Raw genomic sequence first — 21511 nt, 5'->3', positions numbered from 1 at the left:
ACGCGTACGCGTCGTACCACTGGGTCTTGGCGTCGCCAACGGCAACGGCGAGCCGCGCTGGATGTACGGCCAGCAAGTGGGCGGCACGGGTAATTCGATGCCGCGCGCGTGGCGCGACCTGCGCTCGGCAGGTGCACTGGCGCGCTGGCTGCTGATGCAGGCTGCCGCGCAGCAGCTTGGCGTGCCGGCAGATCGTCTGCACACGGAAAAGGGCGTGGTGATATCGCCCGACGGCCGTCGCCTGACCTACGGCTCGCTCGCCGCAGCTGCCGCGAAAATCGCGCCACCGCAGAATTCGCCCGCGCTGAAAACGCCGGATCGCTACACCTTGATCGGCCAACCGGCCGACGACGTCGACGCGCGCGAAATCGTGACGGGCCAGACACCCTACTCGTTCGATCAGCATTTTGGCGACGCCGTGGTCGCCGTGCTCACGCATTGCCCCTGGCCGGACGGACAGATCGCCGAGAAAGACTACAGCGCTGCGATGGCCGTCAAAGGGGTGCTGAAGGTGGTCGAACTCAAGCCCGATCCCAAGTTGCCGCCCGGGCAAACCGTGATCGCGCCGGCAGTAGCCGTTATCGCCGAAACGACATGGCAAGCGCTGCAAGGCCGGCGCGCGCTGAAGCTGAGCTGGAAACCCGGCGCCAGCGGCAGCGAAAGCACTGCCGCGCTGGAACAACAGGCCACCTCGCTGCTCGGCAGCGACAGCGCGCCCACGACACGCATACGCGATGACGGCGACGTGGACAAAGCGCGCCGCAAAACCGCACGCCGCATCGATGCCACCTATTACCAGCCCTGGCTGGCGCACGCCGCCAGCGAGCCGATGAACTGCCTGGTGCGCCTGGACAAGACCGGCGCCACGCTTTACGTACCCACGCAGTCGCCGCAGCAGGCGTGGACCGTGGTGCAGCGCCTCACCGGCTTGCTGCCCGATCAGATCGACATACGCGTGCCGCGCATCGGTGGCGGTTATGGTCGCCGCCTCGATCACGACTACGTGGCAGAAGCCGTATTGCTGGCTCAAGCCATCGACAAGCCGCTGCGCTTGTTCTGGCCGCGCGACGAAGATCTCACGCACGACTATTACCGCTCCGGCTGCGTGCACCAGTTCGACGCCATCATCGACAACAAGCGTCGCATCCTGGCCTGGAACCAGCGTGTCGCCAGCGCTTCCGCGCAGACGGGGCGCGGTGTGTCGAGCGATCGGCTCTGGACCTCCGAAGTCGACGTCAATCAGCTGCCCGCAGGCTTCGTACCCGACTATCGCAGCGACTGGTTCAGTCTTGCCTCGTCGTTGCCGCGCGGTCCGCATCGCGGCATGCCGCACATCACCAACGCGTTCGCCGTCGACTGCTTCATCGACGAGATCGCACATGCGCTCAAGGAAGATCCGCTCGATACGCGCCTGCGCCTGATCGGCGATGCGCGACTCGTTCCACTGCAAGGCGGCGGCGCGATCGATACCGCACGACTCACCAACGTGTTGAAGCTGGTCGCCGACCGCATCAACTGGAAGAACTGGCTACGTTCAGTCAACGGACTCGGCATCGCCTGCTGGTACGTGGATGGCGCGTATGTCGCGCACGCCGTCGAAGTCTCCATGCAGGGCGAAAAGCTCACCATCGAACGCGTGGTATGCGCGGTCGACGTGGGTCGCGTGATCAATCCCAAAGGTTTGGAAGGCCAAATTGCCGGAGCGACGCTGGATGCGCTTTCCACGGCGCTCAACCTCGCCATCACCGTGAAGGATGGCAAGGTGCAGCAGAGCAGCTGGAAGGACTATCCGCTCGCCAGCATGGCGGAACTGCCGAAGACGGTCGAAGTGATTACCGTACCGGGCGAGGACGATCCGACCGGTGCAAGTTTCCTCGCGATGCCGTCGGCGGCGCCGGCGCTGGCGAACGCGGTCTTTCGGGTGAGCGCCGTGCGTGTGCGTCGCTTGCCGCTGATGAAAGAGTTGTTGCGCCTGCTCTGATTTGTCTTGCGTCAACTTCGCCATTGGTCATTCCCGCGCAGGCGGGAATGACGACAAACTGCTTCGACGTCAGCGCCCCGCACGCTCAAGCATCGCGCGCCGGCGTTCGATGCTCGCCTGCGGCCAGTATTTCGCCCGTTCGTAATACTCGTCCACGGCAGGCACACCCGGCGGCAGCAACACCCACGGCTGTTTCGACAGCGTAAAAATGTGGATATCCGGCGGGAAGCGATCGGGATCGTCGAGCGTTCCCACACGAATGAAGCGCTGGATTTCGCCAAGACCCGCGTAAGTGCTCCACACCGCGATGCGGCAAACGGGGCACCGGGCGATCTTCTGGCCTTTTCCGCTGTGCGACGGGGTATGCACGATTTCCACCTCGCCTGCCAGCATCGCGACGCGATCCGCTTCGATCAACGCATTCAACGCAAACGCGCTGCCGCTTTCGCGCTGGCACCAGCGACAGTGGCAGCAGTGCACGAACAGCGGCGTATTCATCATGCGATAGCGCACCGCCTTGCAATCGCAACCGCCATCGAAACGCATCGCATCATCGGCGTTCATGACACGGTTTCCTCATCAATGGAACTGATCGCTCGCCGGCACCCACGAACTCGTGGATGGCGCCGGCAGACGCAAGGGTTTCACCGGTTCCGCCGGCGGGCAATTGGGCGGCATCGGACCACCGCTCACGCGCGCGGCCGCACATTCGGCGCTGTTGTCCAATGTCACCGGCGCGCTCGGCGCTTGCGCGGTGGCGGCTGCCGCAGGAACCGTGGGTATCGAGGCATTCTTGGAAGGAAGGTTCAGGCGGTCGTAGATCTTCTGCGGCAGCGGCGCCGCCGGTGGATCGGGGTTTGTGCAACCGAACAGCGCCGATGGCAGCAACGGCATCACCGTGCACTTGATGCGCACGCCCTGCGGCAAATTGAAGGTGTGACTTACCGTGGTCTTCTCGACGGCGTGGCGCAACGCCGTATCGACCGAGCTCTCGCCTTTGGGTGTCCAGTACTTGTCGAACACGGTCGGGCGATATTTCGGAATGTTCGTGTTGTGCGACATGATTTCCGTATCGCCGTGCGGCGTGAGCTGAATATACGTGCCGTTCGGGCTGCCTGGCGTGCCGCCACCCTGCGGCCCAGGAACATTTCCCGTGCCGGTGGCAGGCGAAGGCTGGCCATTTTGAGCGTTGTTGTTTTCCGAAGGCTGATTGACGCCGTTGGGCTGTCCGGGATTGGCCGTCTCGCTTCCTTGCGGCGTTGCGTTGGGTGCCGTGCTGACGCTGGCGTTGGCTTCGGTGGAAGGTGTCGTTGACGGCGACGGACTTGGCGCGGGCGAAGGCGCCGCCGCAACCGTCTTCTCGCTGGCCGCCGACTCGGGCGCCTTGGCCGGCGATGTCGTGGGTGTCGTAGGTGTCGTCGACGGCGAAGGGCTCAACTGCGGCTGTAGCGACACCTCAGGCAATGCAAGCTTGGGGGCGGGGATGTTCAACGGCGGCGCAGGAGGTACCGCAGGCGTCGGTGCGGGAGCCGGAGCCACGACGGGCGTGACAGGCGCCGGCGCAAGCTGCGCTTCTTCCTGCGGACGGAGCACGGGCGTCGTCACTTGCTCCGCAATGCGCGGCGCATTGGGCGTGACGAGCGGCGTGACCGACGACTGCAGGTTGACCGTGGCTTCGATCTTCGCCGGCATCGGTATCGGCTGCACCGACGGTGTCGGCGGCGAAGGCGGCGCGGCAGGCGTCGGCGCGGGTTCGACCGCGACGACATTGGGCATCGCTATCGGCTGCAGCGACGGTTTCTCCACGGCCATCTGCGGAGGCGTTGCGGTCAATGCCGATTGCGTGGGCTGCGTGGGAAGCGCCACCGACGGCAGCGGAGGCATCGGCTTGGTGCCTTCCAGTTGCGGTTTCGGCGGCGGTACGGGCTGGAATTGCGGCGGCACAGGCTGCGGCGCCGTCACCGCCTGCAGCGACAAGGCCGGCGGCGGCAAGCCGACCGGCTTGGGTTGTTCGATTTCCACCGGCGAAGGCTTGGGCAGCGTGATCGGCGGCAAGGGTGCCGCGACCGGATGCGGTTTTTCGGCCGCGGATGGCTTGGCCTGCGCGACCACGGGCGTTTGTATCGGCGCCGGTACGGGCGGTTGCTGGGTGACGGCCACCGGTGCGGCCGTCGATGCCTCGTGAGTCACATGCACGGCTTGCGCCGTATTGCCGCGATGCGTCGGCCCGTGTTCCTTCGGCGGCACGCCACGAACGGGCGGGGGCGGCGGTGGCACAGGCTTGTTGTTGATGATGCGCACCAGGAGCGGATTGCCCTTCGGCTCTGGCGGCGGCGGCGGCAGCTCGTAGGGCGAGCCCAGCATCGCGCCGAGCAGGAAAATCAGATGCACCAGGAGCGCGCCGAACACCCCGATCACTTTCAGCAAGCGATCGCGCGGCCTGTCGCGGATCTTGCGCCGATAGACGATCGCCCACGTCGCCGCATCGCGCGGCGATTTGATCATGACGACTTTGAGCGGGGTGGGTGGACCCGGGGGCGATGGCGGCATGGCGCCAGTTTAACGGGCGGAACGGAATTTCTTGATGTTTGTTCGACATCATCGTCACCTTTCCGCCCTGCCCCTCAGGACACCACGGCAGCCGTGGCATTCAATGCTCGGCTTGAGGCACGTGTTTTTCCGCATCCACGGCACGCGTTGGCGTGTCCACTGGACAGCCATAGGGCAAGGGCTTGCCCGCCCTGTAGTCGGCGATACATGAGGCGACGTCAGGGGCCTTGGGGGTGGATGCGTTCCTGATCAGCGATGCCGGTGCCATGTTCAAGCGTTCGTCGCCATCGGTGGGCGGTGGCGGTGGCGGCGGATCGGCGCCTCCGCAACCACCGCCAAGCGCGGCGAAGGTAATGGAACAGCGAATGCGAATGCCCATCGGCAACTGAATGGTTTTGGACACGGTGGTCTTCTCGACCGCCTTCTGCAACACGTCGTCGAGGCCGCTGCCGCCTTTGCGCCAATACGGATCGAGCGCCGTCGGCTTGTATTTGACGGGATCTTTGTCGTGCATGATTTGCGTATCGCCCTGCGGAGCGCGCTGCACGTAATCGGGCGTTGGTGCCACCGGCGCACTGGATGCATTGGCCGGCAGAACGATTCGTCCGGTTTGATCGAACAGCCTCACCGGCGCGGAACTGGCAGGCGCCGGCTGCGGGGGCGATGCAGGCGTCGGCGCGGGTCCGGGCATATGCAACGTCATCGCGTTTTTCGACACGGGCTCGCGCGCAGGACGTGGTGGTGACGTCAACACGATGGGCGGCGGTGCAGCGGGCCCTTTCGATGCTGCGTGAACGATCAGGCGCACCTGGATGGCGCTTACCTGTCGCGCCACCATTTCCCCAAGCTGACGCGCCCTGGGTTTCATCTCGTGCCACACGGCAATCACGAAGAAGACGTGCAGAACCAACGCGATCCCCAGCGCCATCCAGAGACGGCCATGATCGGGCGGGGATTTGCGCCAACGCAGCTGGTGCAGCATGGCGCGCGTGGGTCCGTCGAGCGTGGCTAGTCCGCGATCCTTGTCCGGGGGCGGTGAAAACCAGCGGTGATGCTCGACTTCGTCGGGGCGTTCGATAAGCCGTCCTCGGTCTGCTGCCCGGTCACCGCATGTGACCGCGTGGAAATAGGAATCACACAGACCTTTCGAACGCCCGGCGGTTCCGTCCGCTCACATCGCGTTAACGTCTTCGCACTGCAACTTGACCATTCCCGGCAATGGTAGAAGTCTAGACAAGCGGCCCAGCGCCGCCTCCCGCCATGACCGCCCCCCTGCGTCCCGCACGCGAAGGACGACCATGACGGCCCGCCAAATGCGCGGCCTCATGCGGCTAGACCGGCACGATCCCGCGCCTCATCAAAGGAGGGTCGCATCGTGTCCTACAACACGGAAAATATCCGCAACATCGCGCTCGCCGGTCACGCCGGCGTGGGCAAGACCACGCTTTTCGAAGCTCTGCTGCAAGCCGGCGGCGTGATTCAGACGATCGGATCGGTCGAGCGCGGCACCACGCAATCGGACACCGATGCGCAAGAGAAAGCGCGCTGCCATTCCATCGACAGTTGCATCGCGAGCATCGATCGCGGCGACTGTCACATCAACGTGATCGATACCGCCGGCTATCCGGATTTTCGCGGCGGCACCCTTTCCGCGTTTGCCGCGGTGGAAACCGTCGCGGTGGTGGTCAATGCCGCCAACGGCGTGGAGCACGGCACGCGCCGCATCATGGAGCGCGCCCACGAGCGGGGTCTCGCGCGCCTGTTGATCGTCAACAAAATCGACACCGAAGGCGTGAACCTGGCCGACCTCGTGAATACGCTGCGCGAAGAATTCGGCAACGAATGCCTGCCGGTGAATCTACCCGCCGACAACGCCACGCGCGTGCTCGACTGCTTCTTCCATCGCGATGGCAAGACCGATTTTTCATCGCTGGCCGACGCGCACCAGCAGATTCTCGACCAGGTGGTCGAAATCAACGAAGCCACCATGGGTGCGTATCTGGATGCCGGCGAAGAAGCCCTGACGCCGCAGCAGTTGCACGATGCTTTCGAGCAATGCCTGCGCGAAGGCCATCTGGTTCCGATCTGCTTTGTCAGTGCGCGCACAGGCGCAGGCGTGCAGGAAGTGCTGGATATCTTCGACCGGCTCCTGCCGAATCCGGGCGAAGCCAATCCGCCGCCGTTCCGCAATACCGACAAGATGCAGATTGCCGTCGATCCCAATCCGAGTTCGCATGTGGTCGCCGATGTATTCAAGGTGATCAACGATCCGTTCGTGGGCAAGCTGAGCGTGTTCCGCGTGTGGCAAGGCACGATTCGCCGCGACAGCCAGCTGTTCATCGACGACAACCGCAAGGCGTTCAAGGTGGGCCATCTGTTTCGCCTGAACGGCAGGACGCATGTGGAAATCGACCAGGCCATTCCCGGCGACATCGCCGCGGTGGCAAAGGTGGAAGAGATTCACTTCGACGCCGTGCTGCACGATTCGCACGACGAAGACAGCATCCGTCTCGAGCCGCTGCATTTCCCGCAGCCGATGTTTGGGCTCGCGCTCGAACCCAAGCACAAGGGGCAGGAACAAAAGCTGTCGCTGGCCTTGTCGCGCCTGACGGAAGAAGATCCGTGCTTCCGCATGGAGCACCACAAGGAACTCAACGAAACCGTGGTGCGCGGGCTCTCCGACCTGCACCTGAAGATCATGCTGGAACGCATGAAGGATCGTTACGGCGTGGAGGTGGTCACGCATCCGCCGCGTATTGCCTATCGCGAAACCATCGCAGGTTCGGCGGAAGGTCACCATCGCCACAAGAAGCAGACCGGCGGCGCGGGCCAGTTCGGCGAAGTGTTCCTGCGCGTGGATCCACTTGAGCGCGGCGCAGGCTTCGAATTCATCGACGCGGTGAAAGGCGGCGTGATTCCAGGCCAGTTCCTGCCCGCCATCGAAAAAGGCGTGCGCCAGGCGATGGAGACCGGCGCGGTGGCGGGTTATCCGCTGCAGGATCTTCGCGTGACCGTGTACGACGGCAAATACCATCCCGTCGATTCGAAGGAAGTCGCCTTCGTCAGCGCCGGCAAGAAAGCGTTCCTCGATGCGATCAACAAGGCGCGTCCGATCGTGCTGGAGCCCATCGTCGACGTGGAAGTGTCGATTCCGGAAGTGAACGTGGGCGACGTCACCGGCGGTCTCGCCGGCAAGCGCGCGCGCATCATGGGCACGGACGCGCGACGCGGCGGCGAACTGGTGATCAAGGCGCAGGCGCCGCTGGCCGAGCTCACCGACTATCCCACCGAACTCAAGGCCATGACCGGTGGGCGAGGTCGTTACAGCCTTGATCTAAGCCACTACGAACCTGTTCCACCGCCCGTCCAGCGGCAACTGAGCGAAGCGTGGAAGCCGAAACTGGACGAGGACTGACATGCCACCTGCTCTACCGACCGGTCGGGTGGCGTTGCAGTCACCCGACCGTGGCCACATGCCTTGATCAACCGCCCGCGTGATTCGCGACGCGATCGCCACGCGATGTTTCACTCACGAACAATACCTACGCGGAGGGCCGCATGAGTCGCGCCTTCGTCAAAGACGACAATGATGGCGATGCCAGCGAAGCATTGCCCGAACTACCGTTGAGCGATCATCCCAATTACGTGACGCCACGAGGCGCAGCGGCGCTGCGCGAACGTCTGGCCGCTACACAGGCGCGCCACGATGCACTGCGGGAAGACGCCACGCTCGATCAGCAAAGGGAACTGACCGCGCTCGACCGCCAGTTGCGCTGGCTGAACGCGCGCGTGGCCAGCGCCATCGAGATGGATCTGTCCAAACAGCCGCACGATCGTGTCGCGTTCGGTGCCACGGTTACAGTCGACAGCCCGGTGGGCGAACGACGCTGGCAGATCGTCGGCGAAGACGAAGCCGACGCCGAGCATGGCCTGGTCAGCTATGTGTCTCCGCTTGCCCAGGCGCTGCTTGGCGCGCGCGTGGGCGATGAGGTCTGCTGGCAGCGTCCTGCGGGCGACATGATGATCGAGGTGCTGGCGATTGATTACGCGAACTGAAGCAACCGGCCAGGGATGAATGCGTTCGGCCCAAGCCTCAGCGCTTGGGCTTCAGCAGCGTACCCGTGCACTTGGGCGAACCGCACAGGCACACCCACAGCTTCTTCAGGCGTGCGGTATGCGGAACCTCGAGCACGATGCCGTAGTCGTAGGTGAGTTCCTCGCCCGGCTTGATGTTGCGCTTGGCTTCGATGACCACGCGGTCCTTGCGCGGATCGCCGGTTTTGCTTTCTTCGACCAGCGCTTCGCAGTTGGGGTTGCAGCTGTGGTTGATCCAGCGCGCGATATTGCCCTTGCGGTTCGCGTCGATGATGTAGTCATCGTTCAACGTGAACAGAAAGGTGTGACCCGTCTCGCCACCGTCGCCGTACATCTCGTCGGCTTCGCCATGGGTCATCAACGTGCCCCTGTATTCGATGATTTCCTCACCCTTCTTGAGCGGAGCGACGGCGAATACGCCATTGCCATGGATGGGGGAGCGGCGGGCAACGATGCGACGGGTCATGGATAGCTGCAGACATGAGGGGCGTAACCGCTAATGATGCCCGTTCCGTATGACGATGGGAATCGCTAGATAGAACAAAGGTAAGCGGTGTCGATACCAACGATCTTACGCATGCGAAGCATTTGCTCCCTCTTCTGTTTGCAGCGGAGGGAGTGGATCGCGATGAACAAATGCACCTTTGATTGGGTCTTGCACTTGTATAACTCTTTCTGTTTCAAACGTTTCGCGTGTTGCATCCCCACGTTCCACTGACATCATTCCCTGATATATTCAAACAATCGTTTGAGGTGACTCCATGAAACGACTGCTCCACGGATTGGCCCTCGTAGTGCTGGTTTGCGTCCTGGCTGCCTGCGGGCCGCAGCGGCAGAGCGTGTTCCCGCCCACGATCACCATCCAGCAAATGAAGGTGCAGCCGGACGGCACCTGGCAGCTCACCTTGCGCATCCAGAACAACAGCTACACCGGCATGGATTTCCAGTCGATCGAAGGTCAGTTGCAGGTCGCGCAGGGCATACCCGTGCGCGTGCACTCGAAGTTCGACCTGGACATCCCCTCCTTCGCCGGCGACGTGCTGCAGATCGACGTGCTGCCGACGCCCGCGATGAACCAGTCCCTGCAGGCGATTGCCGGCAAGGGCAGCGCCGGTTCGCTGGCCTACGCCGTCAACGGCACCGTGCACGGCACGCCCAATCTGGAAGATCACCCGGACAACAAGAATCCGCGTGACTTCCCGTTCCACAGCAACGACTTCCTGTCGCCGGTCCCCGGCATCGCCAATACGTACCGCTGACCGCTTCACCGCATACGCCCTACGAAGGACTCAAGCCATGACGCTCTACAAGGCCCCACTCGACGACCAGCGCTTCGCACTCTTCGACGTGCTCGGCGCGGAAGCTGTTCTCACCAAACTGCAGGGGGGCGAGGGCCATACCCGCGACCTGCTCGACGCCGTGCTCGAAGAAGCCGGCAAACTGAGCGAGCAGGTGCTGGCGCCGACCAATGGGCCAGGCGATGAAGAAGGCTGCCGCTACGACAAGGGCACCCGCACCGTCGCCACGCCCAAGGGCTTCAAGGAAGCGTTCCGCCAGTTCGCCGATGGCGGCTGGGCCGGCCTGACCATGGCCGAGGAATTCGGCGGCCAGGCCTTGCCTGCGGTGGTCGGCGTCGCGACCACGGAGTTGTTCCAGTCGGGCAATCTGTCCTGGAGCCTGTACCCGCTGCTTTCCGAAGGCGCCTGCCACGCGCTGGAACTGCATGGCACCGAAGAACAGAAACACGCTTACCTCAAGCCGATCGTAGCCGGCCAATGGACGGGCACGATGTGCCTGACCGAGCCGCAAGCCGGCTCCGACCTGGGTCTCTTGAAAACGCGCGCGGAACCCGGCGCCAACGGCAGCTACAAGATCACCGGCACCAAGATCTTCATCAGCGCAGGCGATCACGATCTGGCCGAGAACATCATCCACCTCGTGCTAGCGCGCCTGCCGGATGCGCCGGCCGGCAGCCGCGGCATCTCGATGTTCATCGTGCCCAAGTTCAAGTTGAAGGCCGACGGCGCGCCGGGCGAGCGCAACAACGTTTACGCCGGTGCCATCGAGCACAAGATGGGCATCCGCGGTTCGGCCACCTGCGTCATGAACTTCGATGAGGCGGAAGGCTATTTGATCGGCCAGCCGCACAAAGGTCTCGCGGCCATGTTCACCATGATGAATGCCGCGCGCCTGTCGGTGGGTGTGCAGGGTCTGGCCTTGTCGGAGCGCGCGTGGCAGAACAGCCTCAATTACGCGCGCGAACGCCTGCAGTCGCGTTCGCTCTCGGGCCCGAAATTCCCCGACAAGCCGGCCGACAACCTGCTTGTGCAGCCCGACGTGCGGCGCATGCTGCTCACGCAACGCGCCTTTGTCGAAGGCTCGCGTGCGTTGCTACTGTATTCGGCGTTGCAGACCGATATCGAATCGCGCGGCGCGGACGAAGCCACGCGTCAGAAAGCCAGCGAGCTGCTGGCCTTCCTGATTCCGATCGCCAAGGGCGTGGTGACCGAGCTTGCGCAGGAATGCACCAAGGAAGCGTTGCAGGTGTACGGTGGCCACGGCTTCATTGTCGAGAACGGCGTGGAGCAGTTCGTGCGCGATGCGCGCATCATCACCTTGTACGAAGGCACCACGGGCATCCAGGCAGCCGACTTGCTCGGACGCAAGATCCTTCAGTTGAAGGGAGTCGGCTTGCAGCACTTCCTCGGCGAGATCGGCGCGTTCTGCAAGCAACACGCGCAGGATGAAGCGCTGCGTCCCTACATCGGCCCGCTCGGCGCGTTGGCCAAGGAATGGGGCGAGCTGACGCTCAAGCTCGCGCAACGCGTCCAGGCCAATCCGGAAGAACTCGGCGCGGCCGCCAACGACTATCTCTACTACAGCGGTTACGTCACCCTTGCCTATTTCTGGGCGCGTGCGGTGGCGGCGGTGGAAAAGAGTACGCAGCAGGCGGAGTTCAAGCAGGCCAAGCGCGATACGGCGGCGTTCTACTTCGCTCGCATTTTGCCGCGTACGCATTTGCACAAAGCAGCCGTCGAGGCGGGTGTCGAGACCTTGCCGGCGATTGCATAAACCTCTTGCTTGTATACGTGCAACAAAACGCCCGGTTCGCCGGGCGTTTTGCTTTGGCGCACCGAATAACTCCCTCTCACCGTCATTCCGGCGCAGGCCGGAATCCAGTGGCGACCACCTGGCTTGTGCTTAAGCGCCACAAAATCCCAAACAGGCTTTGAGATTTCCTAGCACTTATCCACACGACCGTCACTGGATTCCGGCCTGCGCCGGAATGACGGTGAGGGGGAAACGTAGGTTTCGGCATGACGGCGTGCCATGGCTTTCCAATGCCGCTACGCTAGGGCGGCACATCCAACGGGGAGTCACCATGAAGTCGAGTCGTGCCGCGATCGCGTGGCGCGGAGCAAAGCCCGCGCTCTTGAGTTTGTTGCTCTCGCTGAGCAGCGTTGCCATGGCCACGGACGCGCCTGCACAGCAATACCCGAACTATCCCAGCGAAACACCCGCTACTTTCAAGCCGGTCACCAGCAGCTACGACTACGTCGAGCGCGACGTCATGATCCCGATGCGCGACGGCGTGAAGTTGTACACGGTGATCCTGATTCCGAAAGGCGCACATCACGCCGGCATGGTGATGACGCGCACGCCGTACAGCGCCAAGGAACTCACCCATCACGTGATGAGCGGTCACCTTGGTCCGATGCTGGAAGGCTACGACAACGCCACCGACGTGATCGTCGAGGACGGCTACATCCGCGTGATCCAGGATATCCGCGGCAAGTACGGCTCCGAAGGCGATTACGTGATGAACCGGCCGGTGCACGGTCCGCTCAATCCCACGCCGGTCGATGACGCCACCGATACCTACGACACCATCGACTGGCTGGTGAAGAACGTTGCCGAATCGAACGGCAAGGTCGGCACCATCGGCATTTCGTATGACGGCTTCGAGCCGCTGATGTCGCTGGTGAATCCGCATCCGGCGCTGAAAGTCGCCGTGCCGATGAACCCGATGGTGGATGGCTGGATGGGCGACGACTGGTTCCATCATGGCGCCTTCCGCCAGCAGAACATGTCCTACATCTACGAGCAGAGCGCCAGTCGCGACAACAGCTACAAATGGTGGACCAGCTATCACGACGAATACGACCTGTTCATGCAGGCCGGTTCCGCCGGCGAACTGGGCCGTCAGTACGGCATGGAGCAGCTCGGCTTCTGGAACAAGATGATCGCGCATCCTGCCTACGATTCGTTCTGGAGCGATCAGGCCGTCGACAAGGTGCTCGCCGCACAACCGCTGAAGGTGCCGGTGATGCTGGTGCACAGCCTGTGGGACCAGGAAGACATTTACGGCGCGCTCGCCGTCTATCGCGCGATCAAGCCGAAAGACAAGAACGGCGACATGGTGAAGCTCGTCATGGGCCCGTGGCATCACGGCCAGGAAATCGATGAAGGCAGTTCGCTGGGCGCCATCCGTTTCGGCAGCGACACCGCCAAGTATTTCCGCGAGCACATCCTGCGACCGTATCTTGCGCAATACCTGAAAGACGGCGCGCCCAAGGCCGACATCGCAGCGGTTACAGCCTTCCAGACCGGTACCAATCAGTGGCAGCGCCTGAGCCATTGGCCGCTTGCCTGCGATGAAGGTTGCTCGACGAAGAGCCGCCCGCTTTATCTTGAGGCCGGCAACAAGCTGGGCTTCAGCGCACCGTCGTCGGGTGACGCGTATGACGAATACGTCTCCGATCCCGCCCATCCGGTGCCGTTCCGCGCACGCCCCATTCAACCGATCGGTTACGACAACGGCCTCACGTGGGCACAGTGGCTGGTGGACGATCAGCGCGAAGCATCGGGCCGCACCGACGTCGTCACCTACGTATCCGATGTACTGACTCAACCGCTGACCATCGCCGGCGCGCCAGTCGTGCATCTGGTGGCATCGACCAGCGGCACCGACAGCGACTGGGTCGTCAAACTGATCGACGTGTATCCGGATCAGGTGTCCGAACAACCGGAAATGGGCGGCTATCAGCTCGCCGTATCGATGGATATTTTCCGCGGGCGCTATCGCGAAGGTTTCGACAACCCCAAGCCGCTCGCCGCGAATCAGGCGCTGGCGTATCGCTTCGACCTTCCGGCAGCGAACCATGTGTTCCTGCCCGGACATCGCGTGATGGTGCAGGTGCAGTCCAGCTGGTTCCCGCTCTACGACCGGAATCCGCAAACCTTCGTGCCCAACATGTTCTGGGCCAAGCCCGGCGATTATCAGAAGGCGACGCAACGCATTTATCACGCGCCGGATCAGGCCAGCTACATCGCACTGCCTGTCATCGCACATTGATAAGCGCATGCTGACGCAATACCGCCACCTCCCCTGGATGCAGGGGAGGGTTGGCGCGGGGTCAAGCCATCTGCGAAAAGCCCACTCTTCCCTCCCCCACGCGCAGGGAGGCATCATCGGGAACGACACAAGGGACTTCCGCGCACAACCCGCTTGGGTGTAGAACCGAGCCTACGTACCCCATGATCGACTCGGAACATGAGCGACAACAGTTTTCTAATCCGTCTGGCCGAGGATGACGACGACTTCATTCTCGGCCTGGTCCCTCGCTTCGTTGATTTTTCGCTACCGGCCTGGCGCAAGCGGCACGAGTGCATCGAAGGCATCCGCAAGGATCTCAGCCGGCAGCTGGAAGAGCAGCCCGCCAACAGCTACGTGTTTGTCGCCGAAAACGAAGACGGCGAACGTGTCGGCTTCATCCACCTGCAAAAGACCCAGGACTTTTTCAACGGTCACGCGAACTGCCACATTTCCGACCTTGCCGTCGCGCCGCGCCATGAAGGCCAGGGCGTGGGCAAGGCCTTGATCGAACACGCGGAAGATTGGGCGCGCGAGCACCAGTGCCAGCTGGTGACGCTCGCGGTTTTTCCGGGCAACGAGCGCGCAAGGGCGTTGTATGAGGCCGCCGGCTACAACATCGACCTGGTGAGGATGGCCAAACCGACGCACTGACAGCAGCAACGCTTTCCCGTGCGGCATGCTCACGGCCTTCGGGCATGCCTTATGTCACTTTTACCCGGGCGCCGGATGCGATGTGCTGGCGTCTTGAGTACTGAAGGGGCACGCGATGCAAGGGGATGGTTCCGAATTTTCGATGAAGCGCCGCGATTTGCTGCGCATGATCGGCGTGAGCGCAGGCGGCGCCGCGATGTACCAGGCGATGAGCACCCTGGGCCTCGCCGCCGAATCGCCGTACCGCGGCACACCTAAGTTGCAGGGCGCGCCGCATGGCGCATCCGTGCTGATTCTGGGAGCGGGACTGGCCGGCATGGTCGCAGCCTACGAATTGCGCCAAGCCGGCTACAAAGTGCAGGTGCTGGAATACAACGCACGCCCCGGTGGAAGGAACTGGACGATTCGCGGCGACGATACCTACACCGAACTCGGTGGCTATACCCAGCATTGCCAGTTTGATCGCGGGCTTTACATCAATCCCGGCCCCTGGCGCATTCCCTATCACCATCGCGGCCTATTGGATTACTGCAAGAAACTGGGCGTGCCGCTCGAACCTTTCGTGCAGATCAACCACAACGCCTATCTGCACAACACCAAGGCGTTCGGCGGCAAGCCGCAGCGCTACCGCAGCATCAACGCCGACTATCGCGGTCACATCACGGAGCTGCTCGCCAAAGTCACGCAGCAGAGCAAGCTCGATGCACTCGTGAGCAAAGACGATCAGGCGATGCTGCTTGATTCGCTGCGCCAATTGGGCGGCCTGGACAAGAATTACGCTTACGTCACTGGACCTTCCGCCAGCAATCGCCGTGGATACGACAAGCCGCCGGGTGGCGGTTTGTCCGCCAAACCGGTGGACTCACAACCGTTGCAACTTCACGACGTGCTCAACTCCAATATGTGGAGGGCCCTCACCGAAGGCGAGATGTTCGAATTCCAGCAGACGCTGTTCCAGCCCGTGGGCGGCATGGGGCGCATCGGCGAAGCATTCGGCCGCTCGCTGGATGGATTGATTCATTACAACGCCAAGGTCACTGCCATCCATCAGGACGAGCATGGCGTGACTGCCACGTACGAAGACTCGCGCCGTCCAGGCAGCGTGCGCAAAGCGCATGGCGACTGGTGCATCTGCACGATTCCGCTTTCCATCCTCAGCCAGATTCCGATGAACGTCGGCGCTGCGATGGCCGATGCGATCGGAGCGATTCCTTATGCGGCAACGGTCAAGATCGGCCTGCAATTCAAGCGCCGCTTCTGGGAAGAGGACGACGATATCTATGGCGGCATCACGTCCACCGATCTGCCGATCAACAACATCAGTTATCCCAGTTGCGACTTCAACAGCCGTGGCAAGGGCGTGCTGCTGGGCGGTTATCTGTGGGGTCTGAGCGCGTATGAGTTCACGGCGATGACACCCGAGGAGCGAGTGCGCCGGGCCGTCGAATACGGCAGCCAGATTCATCCGCAATACAAGACGGAATTCGACAACGGTGTCGCCGTGTCATGGCATCGCGCACCCTTCACCATGGGTTGCTTTGCGACGTGGTCGGAAGAAGCGCGCGCCAAGCACTACGAAAATCTCTGCCAGATCGACGGACGCATTGCACTCGCGGGCGAGCATGCTTCTTACCTGCCCGCGTGGCAGGAAGGCGCCGTGACATCCGCGCTGGATGTCGTTACGCGTATTCACCAGCGCGTCGTGGCCGGAGGTGTGGCATGACGAGCATCACCCGCCATCTGTTTCGTGCAATCGTGCTTCTTGGTTGCACAGGATTCGTCCACGCGCAGTCGTCCGACAACGCGCTCTATACCTACGACACGCTGCACAACGCCAATGGAGAAGCGATTTTCCACACCATCTGCCAGGGTTGCCACATGCCCGATGCGAAGGGCGCGACCGGTGCCGGCACGTATCCGGCGCTGACCGGCAATCCGCGCCTGGCCTCGGCGCAATACATGGCAGCCACGATTCTCTTCGGCAGGCACGACATGCCATCCTTCAAGACCTCCGCGGAGCCCAATCGCAGCTTCTTCGGCGACACCAAGCTCAGCGATGCGCAGATCGCCGACGTCATCCATTACATCCGCACGCATTTCGGCAACCACTACACCGACAGCATCACCGCCGATGAAGTGACCGCCATGCATCCACAAGACAAACCGTCACCATCGAAACCGTGAGAAAAGAGGTTGTCCATGCATAAGATCATCCGCAGCACTGTTGCACTGGGTGGGCTCTTCGCGGCGCCGTTCGCGGCGCATGCGCAGGATGTCGTGCGATACAAGCTTGCCAACAGCAGCTTTCCCATCTCCTCGGCGGTGGAAGTACCGGCCGGCAAAGCCATCGTTTACCTGAGCGGCAAGGTGCCGCCGGTTATCGATCCGAAAGCGCCGAAGGATTCCGTCACCGCCTACGGCAATACGGAAACACAAACTGTCGGCGTGCTCACGGCGATCCAGAAACAGCTGCAAGACATGCATCTGGGCATGGGCAACATCGTGAAGATGAATGTGTTCCTGGTCGGCGATCCCGATCACGGCGGTCATATGGATTTCGAAGGCTTCATGGCGGGCTATACGAAGTTCTTCGGAACCAAGGAACAACCCAACCTGCCTGCCCGTTCGGCGGTGCAAGTAGCCGCGTTGGCCAACCCCGGCTTCCGGGTGGAAATCGAGGTCACCGCCGTGCGGCCGTAACGGGGGCGGGTCAGCGCAAACCGCCCATCGCTATCGGCTCGCCGGACGCGCGATCAGAAGCTGCGGCCGTCGATTTGTACGTGCTTGAGGCCCGTAACATCCACGCCTTCAAGGCAACGCACGTTCACCGATGCCATCGCCTTGCCGCCGGGCCCCGTGCCGAAGCTGAGCGGCGCGCATCCGCACTGTGGACAGAAATGATGATGAATGGCGTGCTTGTTGAAGGTGTACTCGGCCATGTTGGCTTCGGGCGTCTTGAGCGTGACTTGCTCGCGCGATACGAACCACATGAGGAATCCTTTGCGGCTGCAGTGGGAGCAGTTGCACTCCATCACCTGCGTCAACTCGCCTTCGACATCGAACGCGATGCCTCCGCAATGACAGCTGCCGTGGTAGCGCATACAGGCTCCTGACTGGCAAAGTGTTTCTTATAGTAAGCCGATTGCGTCACACCGTAACGGCATAAAAAAGCCGCCCATAGGGCGGCTTTTTCGCGATCGTCCCCGGAGACCGATCAGTTCTTCGTCGCGTTGGCCGCTTCGGCTTCTTCGCGCTGGGCAAGACGCTGGCCCACGCGGTCGATGTTCGACAGCGACAGCAGATGGGCGTAGATCCAGCCCAGCGTGCCGTCGTTGAGGAACTGGTACGCGGTCGCTGCATCGATCTTGCGCAGCTTTTCCTCGCTGACCACGTAGAGGCCGTTGAGATTGATCACGTTGCCGTTGCGCTCCAGGCGAACGTTGCGTGCCTCGAGCAGATCGTGCTTGCGCAGGTCTTCGACGAACTGCTTGGTACGTGCCACGTGCTGCTGGAATTCGCCGAGGAAGCTCACGGCGTTCTTCAGCATGTCCGTTTCGGTGCCGTCTTCCTTGAACAGGCGCTCGCCTTCCTGATCGTTGAAGCCTTCGTAGCCTTCGTCCAGGAACACGGTGAAGTCGTCGCCTTCCGCGCCCGCCGGCTTTTCAGCCAGCACGAACGGATAGCGGCGGACGAAGGCGGGAATGTACACGCCCTGCGCCCAGTGGCCTTCGTTGTCCAGGAACAGGTTTTCGCTCTGGCGCAGGCCGAGCAGCGCCATCGGACCGGTGTTGGCGATGTCCGGACCCGCGAACAGGATCGGAATATCGCGCGCGGCGGCCGGGAATTCGGTGCAGGTAAGCGGCACGGAGTGCGCGCCGTGCGCAAACTTCAGGTTCTGCAGCCCCTTGATGCGCAGATCCTTGTGGGTTGTGCGATTGAGCGGCACCGGCCGCTCGTAAAAAAGAACTTCAGCCACGTTAATTACCTCTGCCCCGCCGTGCCGGGGTCGCCACCCAGGCTCCCCCTCCCAAACCCGGCGTCGGGTCTACAGATGAATGATCACTATATCAGCGCCCGGCTTTCCGGGCGAATAGGGCTTGGAGTACGTTTTTTTGCAGGGCTGGGCACGGTTTTGCATGCGATTTGCAACGCATATGGTCTATGCTCCGGCCAAACCGAGCACCGTTGCATCGATGGGGCGCTCTTTCGCTACTGGGTGAAGGACGAAACGCATGCTTATGGAAGTGCCAAACCGGGCCGACCTGAACTCGACTCGCGTACTGTCACTGGACGCCGCCGGCCGCATCCTCGACTGGATCAGCTGGCAGGACGCCGTCTGCCTTTATGTCCGCGAAGCCGTAGCCTGGACCCTTGGCGCCCCCTGCCTCACCGTTCACGGTGGCTATAACCGGATTTTGGGCGCGCAGAGCCAGATCGAACTGCACCCCATCGTTGCCAGCACGGGCCACTGCCGCGATCACGCCATCGACCCAGCGCCTGCCCTGACCAACAGCGCGCTGTTCGGGCGTGACCGCTACTTATGTATGTACTGTGGCGAACGCTTCAGTCGTGGCGAACTGACCCGCGACCACGTGCTGCCGATCTCCAAGCGCGGCCGCGATGATTGGGAAAACGTGGTCAGCGCCTGCCTGGCCTGCAACCTCAAGAAGGGCAACCGCACTCCGCAGGAAGCCAATATGCCGCTCCTGGCCGTGCCCTACCGGCCGAGCTGGGTGGAACATCTGATCCTGTCCAACCGCAACATCCTGGCCGACCAGATGGAGTTTCTGGTCAGCCACCTGCCAAGGCATCGCCGCGAAGCCTTGGTGTAAGGCGGCACCTGCAAACTAAGACAGATCCTGACCGGGGTGCCGTCCCACCCCGGCGTTACCCTTGCCCCGTCCTAACGCAGGGTTAACAATACGCCGATGATCGATCTGTCCCGCTACCCGCACCTGTCCCGGATTCAGACGCCGGCCGACCTCCGGGGCGTGCCGGACGATCAGCTGCAGACCGTTGCCGACGAGCTGCGGCAGTACCTGATCGAGGCGGTGGCCAGTGTCGGCGGTCATTTCGGGGCGGGTCTGGGGGTGGTCGAGCTGACTGTCGCCCTGCACCACGAATTCGATACCCCGCATGATCGCCTCGTGTGGGACGTGGGCCACCAGTGCTATCCGCACAAGATCCTTACCGGCCGCCGCGACCGCATCACCACGATCAAGAAAAAAGGCGGCCTGGCGCCGTTCCCGCGCCGCGAGGAAAGCGAGTACGACACCTTCGGCGTCGGCCACTCCTCCACCTCGATTTCCGCCGCGCTCGGCATGGCGATCGCCGCGCAGCGCAAGGGCGATACGCGCCAATTCGTGGCCGTCATCGGCGATGGCGCGATGACGGCGGGCATGGCCTTCGAGGCGCTCGATCACGCCGGCGACCTGAGCGCGAACCTGCTGGTCGTGCTCAACGACAATGGCATGTCGATCAGCGAAAACGTGGGTGGACTGGCCAAGCGCCTTGAAAAACGCGACGAAAGCGTGTCGGTGCCGAGCACCATGTTCGAAGAACTCGGCTTCCATTACACCGGCCCCATCGACGGCCACGACATGCCGACCTTGCTTGCCGCCCTGCGCGAGGTCAAAGAGCTGTCGGGACCGCGGCTTTTGCACGTGATCACCACGAAGGGCAAAGGCTACGCACCCGCCGAGCAGGCGCAAATCGAATATCACGCGGTGGGTCCGTTCGATCCGACGGCCGGCGTGGTGAAGAAAGCCGGCGCAACCAAGCCCACTTACAGCGATGTCTTCAGCGACTGGCTCTGCGACATGGCCGCCGCCGACGAACGCCTTTTCGGCATCACGCCTGCGATGCGCGAAGGTTCCGGACTGGTGCGCTTTTCGCAGGAATATCCGCAACGCTATATCGATGTCGCCATCGCCGAACAACACGCGGTAACACTGGCGGCCGGCATGGCCTGCGAAGGCGCCAAGCCGGTGGTGGCGATTTATTCCACGTTCCTGCAGCGCGCCTACGATCAGGCCATCCACGACGTCGCGCTGCAAAACCTGGATGTTACGTTCGCAATCGACCGCGCCGGCGCGGTGGGGCCGGATGGTGCCACGCATGCGGGCAGTTTCGATCTCACTTTCCTGCGCTGCCTGCCCAACATGACGATCATGGCGCCGGCCGACGAAAACGAATGCCGCAGCATGCTCACCACAGGCTTTCGTCACCAAGGTCCCGCCGCGATTCGGTACCCGCGCGGCACGGGTCCGGGCGTGGCCATCGGCAAAACGCTGGAGACGTTGCCCATCGGCAAGGCGGATTTGCGGCGCCGCGGTCGCGGCCTGGCGATTCTCAGCTTTGGCGCGATGCTCGCGCCGGCCGCGGAAATCGCCAAGGAAATCGATGCGACGCTGGTGAACATGCGTTTCGTGAAGCCGCTGGATGAAACCTTGATCCTGGAACTGGCGAAGGACCATCAGGCCTTCGTCACGATCGAGGACAACGCCATCGCCGGCGGCGCGGGCTCGGGTGTGGCCGAGTGCCTGGCCGCACATGGTGTAACCTTGCCGATCCTGCATCTGGGCCTGCCCGATGCGTATCTGGAACACGGCACCCGCGAAGAAGTGCTGAGCGAAGCGGGACTGGATCTGCCAAGCATCCGCCAGGCGATACGGACCCGATTCCCGCTACTTGTTTCGCTAAGTCAGGCGAGCGCCTGACGCGATGTGTAACACGAACGGCCAGCATGCATGGACTGCGAGCTGGCTGTTTCACTTTCGGCGCTTGATGAAGGTCTGACATGACGCGCGGCGAACGCGGCCGCGACGCAACCGATCGAACGGGGTCACACCCCACGC

At 62.7% G+C, this 21511-nt stretch carries 18 protein-coding genes; 12 read left to right on the top strand and 6 right to left on the bottom strand.

Annotation, left to right across the window (positions count from 1 at the left end):
• The first annotated feature begins 61 nt into the window (after positions 1 to 61).
• The gene (locus tag DWU99_RS07560) at positions 62 to 1981 is read left to right on the top strand and encodes a xanthine dehydrogenase family protein molybdopterin-binding subunit (protein ID WP_425476805.1); all 1920 of its coding nucleotides are present in this window, start codon (positions 62 to 64) and stop codon (positions 1979 to 1981) included.
• Positions 1982 to 2050: 69 nt separating this feature from the next.
• On the opposite strand, the gene DWU99_RS07555 is transcribed toward DWU99_RS07560, so the two are convergent.
• The 3 genes from DWU99_RS07555 to DWU99_RS07545 form a co-directional block, all read right to left on the bottom strand.
• Positions 2051 to 2545, bottom strand: coding sequence for a GFA family protein (locus DWU99_RS07555; RefSeq protein ID WP_115477413.1), 495 nt, complete (start codon positions 2543 to 2545; stop codon positions 2051 to 2053).
• Positions 2546 to 2560: 15 nt separating this feature from the next.
• A complete protein-coding gene (locus tag DWU99_RS07550) occupies positions 2561 to 4486 on the bottom strand; it encodes a hypothetical protein (protein WP_115477412.1) in 1926 nt (641 codons plus the stop codon).
• 145 nt (positions 4487 to 4631) lie between these two features.
• Positions 4632 to 5513 (bottom strand): hypothetical protein, encoded by an 882-nt coding sequence (locus DWU99_RS07545; RefSeq protein ID WP_115477411.1) that lies wholly within the window; start codon positions 5511 to 5513, stop codon positions 4632 to 4634.
• A 393-nt stretch (positions 5514 to 5906) separates the two neighbouring features.
• On the opposite strand from DWU99_RS07545, the gene fusA reads away from it, so the two are divergent.
• Positions 5907 to 7946 carry an elongation factor G gene (fusA, locus tag DWU99_RS07540; RefSeq protein ID WP_115477410.1) on the top strand — a complete coding sequence of 680 codons (2040 nt, stop codon included), beginning with the start codon at positions 5907 to 5909 and terminating at the stop codon, positions 7944 to 7946.
• A 143-nt stretch (positions 7947 to 8089) separates the two neighbouring features.
• Positions 8090 to 8587 (top strand): GreA/GreB family elongation factor, encoded by a 498-nt coding sequence (locus DWU99_RS07535; RefSeq protein WP_115477409.1) that lies wholly within the window; start codon positions 8090 to 8092, stop codon positions 8585 to 8587.
• Positions 8588 to 8624: 37 nt separating this feature from the next.
• Here DWU99_RS07535 and DWU99_RS07530 read toward each other — a convergent pair whose 3' ends face one another.
• On the bottom strand, positions 8625 to 9092 hold the full coding sequence (locus DWU99_RS07530) for an SET domain-containing protein (RefSeq protein ID WP_115477408.1): 468 nt from the start codon (positions 9090 to 9092) through the stop codon (positions 8625 to 8627).
• A gap of 295 nt (positions 9093 to 9387) precedes the next feature.
• Between DWU99_RS07530 and DWU99_RS07525 the strand changes: the two genes are divergently transcribed.
• The 7 genes from DWU99_RS07525 to DWU99_RS07495 all read left to right on the top strand — a co-directional run bounded on the left by DWU99_RS07525 (position 9388) and on the right by DWU99_RS07495 (position 17354).
• Complete coding sequence (locus DWU99_RS07525; protein ID WP_115477407.1) at positions 9388 to 9885, top strand: hypothetical protein; 498 nt, start codon at positions 9388 to 9390, stop codon at positions 9883 to 9885.
• 37 nt (positions 9886 to 9922) lie between these two features.
• The gene (locus DWU99_RS07520) at positions 9923 to 11698 is read left to right on the top strand and encodes an acyl-CoA dehydrogenase C-terminal domain-containing protein (RefSeq protein WP_115477406.1); all 1776 of its coding nucleotides are present in this window, start codon (positions 9923 to 9925) and stop codon (positions 11696 to 11698) included.
• A 310-nt stretch (positions 11699 to 12008) separates the two neighbouring features.
• Entirely contained in the window at positions 12009 to 13982 is a 1974-nt protein-coding gene (locus DWU99_RS07515; RefSeq protein WP_115477405.1) for a CocE/NonD family hydrolase, read from the top strand.
• A 198-nt stretch (positions 13983 to 14180) separates the two neighbouring features.
• Positions 14181 to 14654 carry a GNAT family N-acetyltransferase gene (locus tag DWU99_RS07510; RefSeq protein ID WP_115477404.1) on the top strand — a complete coding sequence of 158 codons (474 nt, stop codon included), beginning with the start codon at positions 14181 to 14183 and terminating at the stop codon, positions 14652 to 14654.
• A gap of 115 nt (positions 14655 to 14769) precedes the next feature.
• On the top strand, positions 14770 to 16377 hold the full coding sequence (locus tag DWU99_RS07505; RefSeq protein WP_199535733.1) for a flavin monoamine oxidase family protein: 1608 nt from the start codon (positions 14770 to 14772) through the stop codon (positions 16375 to 16377).
• On the top strand, positions 16374 to 16838 hold the full coding sequence (locus DWU99_RS07500; RefSeq protein WP_115477403.1) for a c-type cytochrome: 465 nt from the start codon (positions 16374 to 16376) through the stop codon (positions 16836 to 16838). Before DWU99_RS07505 ends, DWU99_RS07500 begins: the two co-directional genes overlap by 4 nt.
• Positions 16839 to 16853: 15 nt before the next feature.
• The gene (locus tag DWU99_RS07495; RefSeq protein ID WP_115477402.1) at positions 16854 to 17354 is read left to right on the top strand and encodes a RidA family protein; all 501 of its coding nucleotides are present in this window, start codon (positions 16854 to 16856) and stop codon (positions 17352 to 17354) included.
• Between the two features lie 53 nt (positions 17355 to 17407).
• On the opposite strand, the gene DWU99_RS07490 is transcribed toward DWU99_RS07495, so the two are convergent.
• On the bottom strand, positions 17408 to 17755 hold the full coding sequence (locus DWU99_RS07490; RefSeq protein WP_115477401.1) for a GFA family protein: 348 nt from the start codon (positions 17753 to 17755) through the stop codon (positions 17408 to 17410).
• 113 nt (positions 17756 to 17868) lie between these two features.
• Positions 17869 to 18630: a SapC family protein gene (locus DWU99_RS07485; protein ID WP_115477400.1), complete on the bottom strand. Its 762-nt coding sequence runs from the start codon at positions 18628 to 18630 to the stop codon at positions 17869 to 17871.
• Between the two features lie 256 nt (positions 18631 to 18886).
• Between DWU99_RS07485 and DWU99_RS07480 the strand changes: the two genes are divergently transcribed.
• On the top strand, positions 18887 to 19486 hold the full coding sequence (locus DWU99_RS07480) for an HNH endonuclease (protein WP_115477399.1): 600 nt from the start codon (positions 18887 to 18889) through the stop codon (positions 19484 to 19486).
• Positions 19487 to 19582: 96 nt separating this feature from the next.
• The gene (dxs, locus tag DWU99_RS07475) at positions 19583 to 21373 is read left to right on the top strand and encodes a 1-deoxy-D-xylulose-5-phosphate synthase (RefSeq protein ID WP_115477398.1); all 1791 of its coding nucleotides are present in this window, start codon (positions 19583 to 19585) and stop codon (positions 21371 to 21373) included.
• The last annotated feature ends 138 nt before the right edge of the window (positions 21374 to 21511 follow it).

Source organism: Dyella psychrodurans, assembly GCF_003363265.1.
Taxonomy (GTDB): domain Bacteria; phylum Pseudomonadota; class Gammaproteobacteria; order Xanthomonadales; family Rhodanobacteraceae; genus Dyella_B; species Dyella_B psychrodurans.
Note: the sequence above shows the minus strand (reverse complement) of the source record. Positions and strands in the feature narration are given on the sequence as shown.

Coding starts and splice junctions, on each gene's coding strand:
- DWU99_RS07560 (WP_425476805.1), top strand. CDS start 62: ATGTACGGCCAGCAAGTGGGCGGCACGGGTAATTCGATGCCGCGCGCG.
- DWU99_RS07555 (WP_115477413.1), bottom strand. CDS start 2,545: ATGAACGCCGATGATGCGATGCGTTTCGATGGCGGTTGCGATTGCAAG.
- DWU99_RS07550 (WP_115477412.1), bottom strand. CDS start 4,486: ATGATCAAATCGCCGCGCGATGCGGCGACGTGGGCGATCGTCTATCGG.
- DWU99_RS07545 (WP_115477411.1), bottom strand. CDS start 5,513: ATGCTGCACCAGCTGCGTTGGCGCAAATCCCCGCCCGATCATGGCCGT.
- DWU99_RS07535 (WP_115477409.1), top strand. CDS start 8,090: ATGAGTCGCGCCTTCGTCAAAGACGACAATGATGGCGATGCCAGCGAA.
- DWU99_RS07530 (WP_115477408.1), bottom strand. CDS start 9,092: ATGACCCGTCGCATCGTTGCCCGCCGCTCCCCCATCCATGGCAATGGC.
- DWU99_RS07525 (WP_115477407.1), top strand. CDS start 9,388: ATGAAACGACTGCTCCACGGATTGGCCCTCGTAGTGCTGGTTTGCGTC.
- DWU99_RS07520 (WP_115477406.1), top strand. CDS start 9,923: ATGACGCTCTACAAGGCCCCACTCGACGACCAGCGCTTCGCACTCTTC.
- DWU99_RS07515 (WP_115477405.1), top strand. CDS start 12,009: ATGAAGTCGAGTCGTGCCGCGATCGCGTGGCGCGGAGCAAAGCCCGCG.
- DWU99_RS07510 (WP_115477404.1), top strand. CDS start 14,181: ATGAGCGACAACAGTTTTCTAATCCGTCTGGCCGAGGATGACGACGAC.
- DWU99_RS07505 (WP_199535733.1), top strand. CDS start 14,770: ATGCAAGGGGATGGTTCCGAATTTTCGATGAAGCGCCGCGATTTGCTG.
- DWU99_RS07500 (WP_115477403.1), top strand. CDS start 16,374: ATGACGAGCATCACCCGCCATCTGTTTCGTGCAATCGTGCTTCTTGGT.
- DWU99_RS07495 (WP_115477402.1), top strand. CDS start 16,854: ATGCATAAGATCATCCGCAGCACTGTTGCACTGGGTGGGCTCTTCGCG.
- DWU99_RS07490 (WP_115477401.1), bottom strand. CDS start 17,755: ATGCGCTACCACGGCAGCTGTCATTGCGGAGGCATCGCGTTCGATGTC.
- DWU99_RS07480 (WP_115477399.1), top strand. CDS start 18,887: ATGCTTATGGAAGTGCCAAACCGGGCCGACCTGAACTCGACTCGCGTA.
- dxs (WP_115477398.1), top strand. CDS start 19,583: ATGATCGATCTGTCCCGCTACCCGCACCTGTCCCGGATTCAGACGCCG.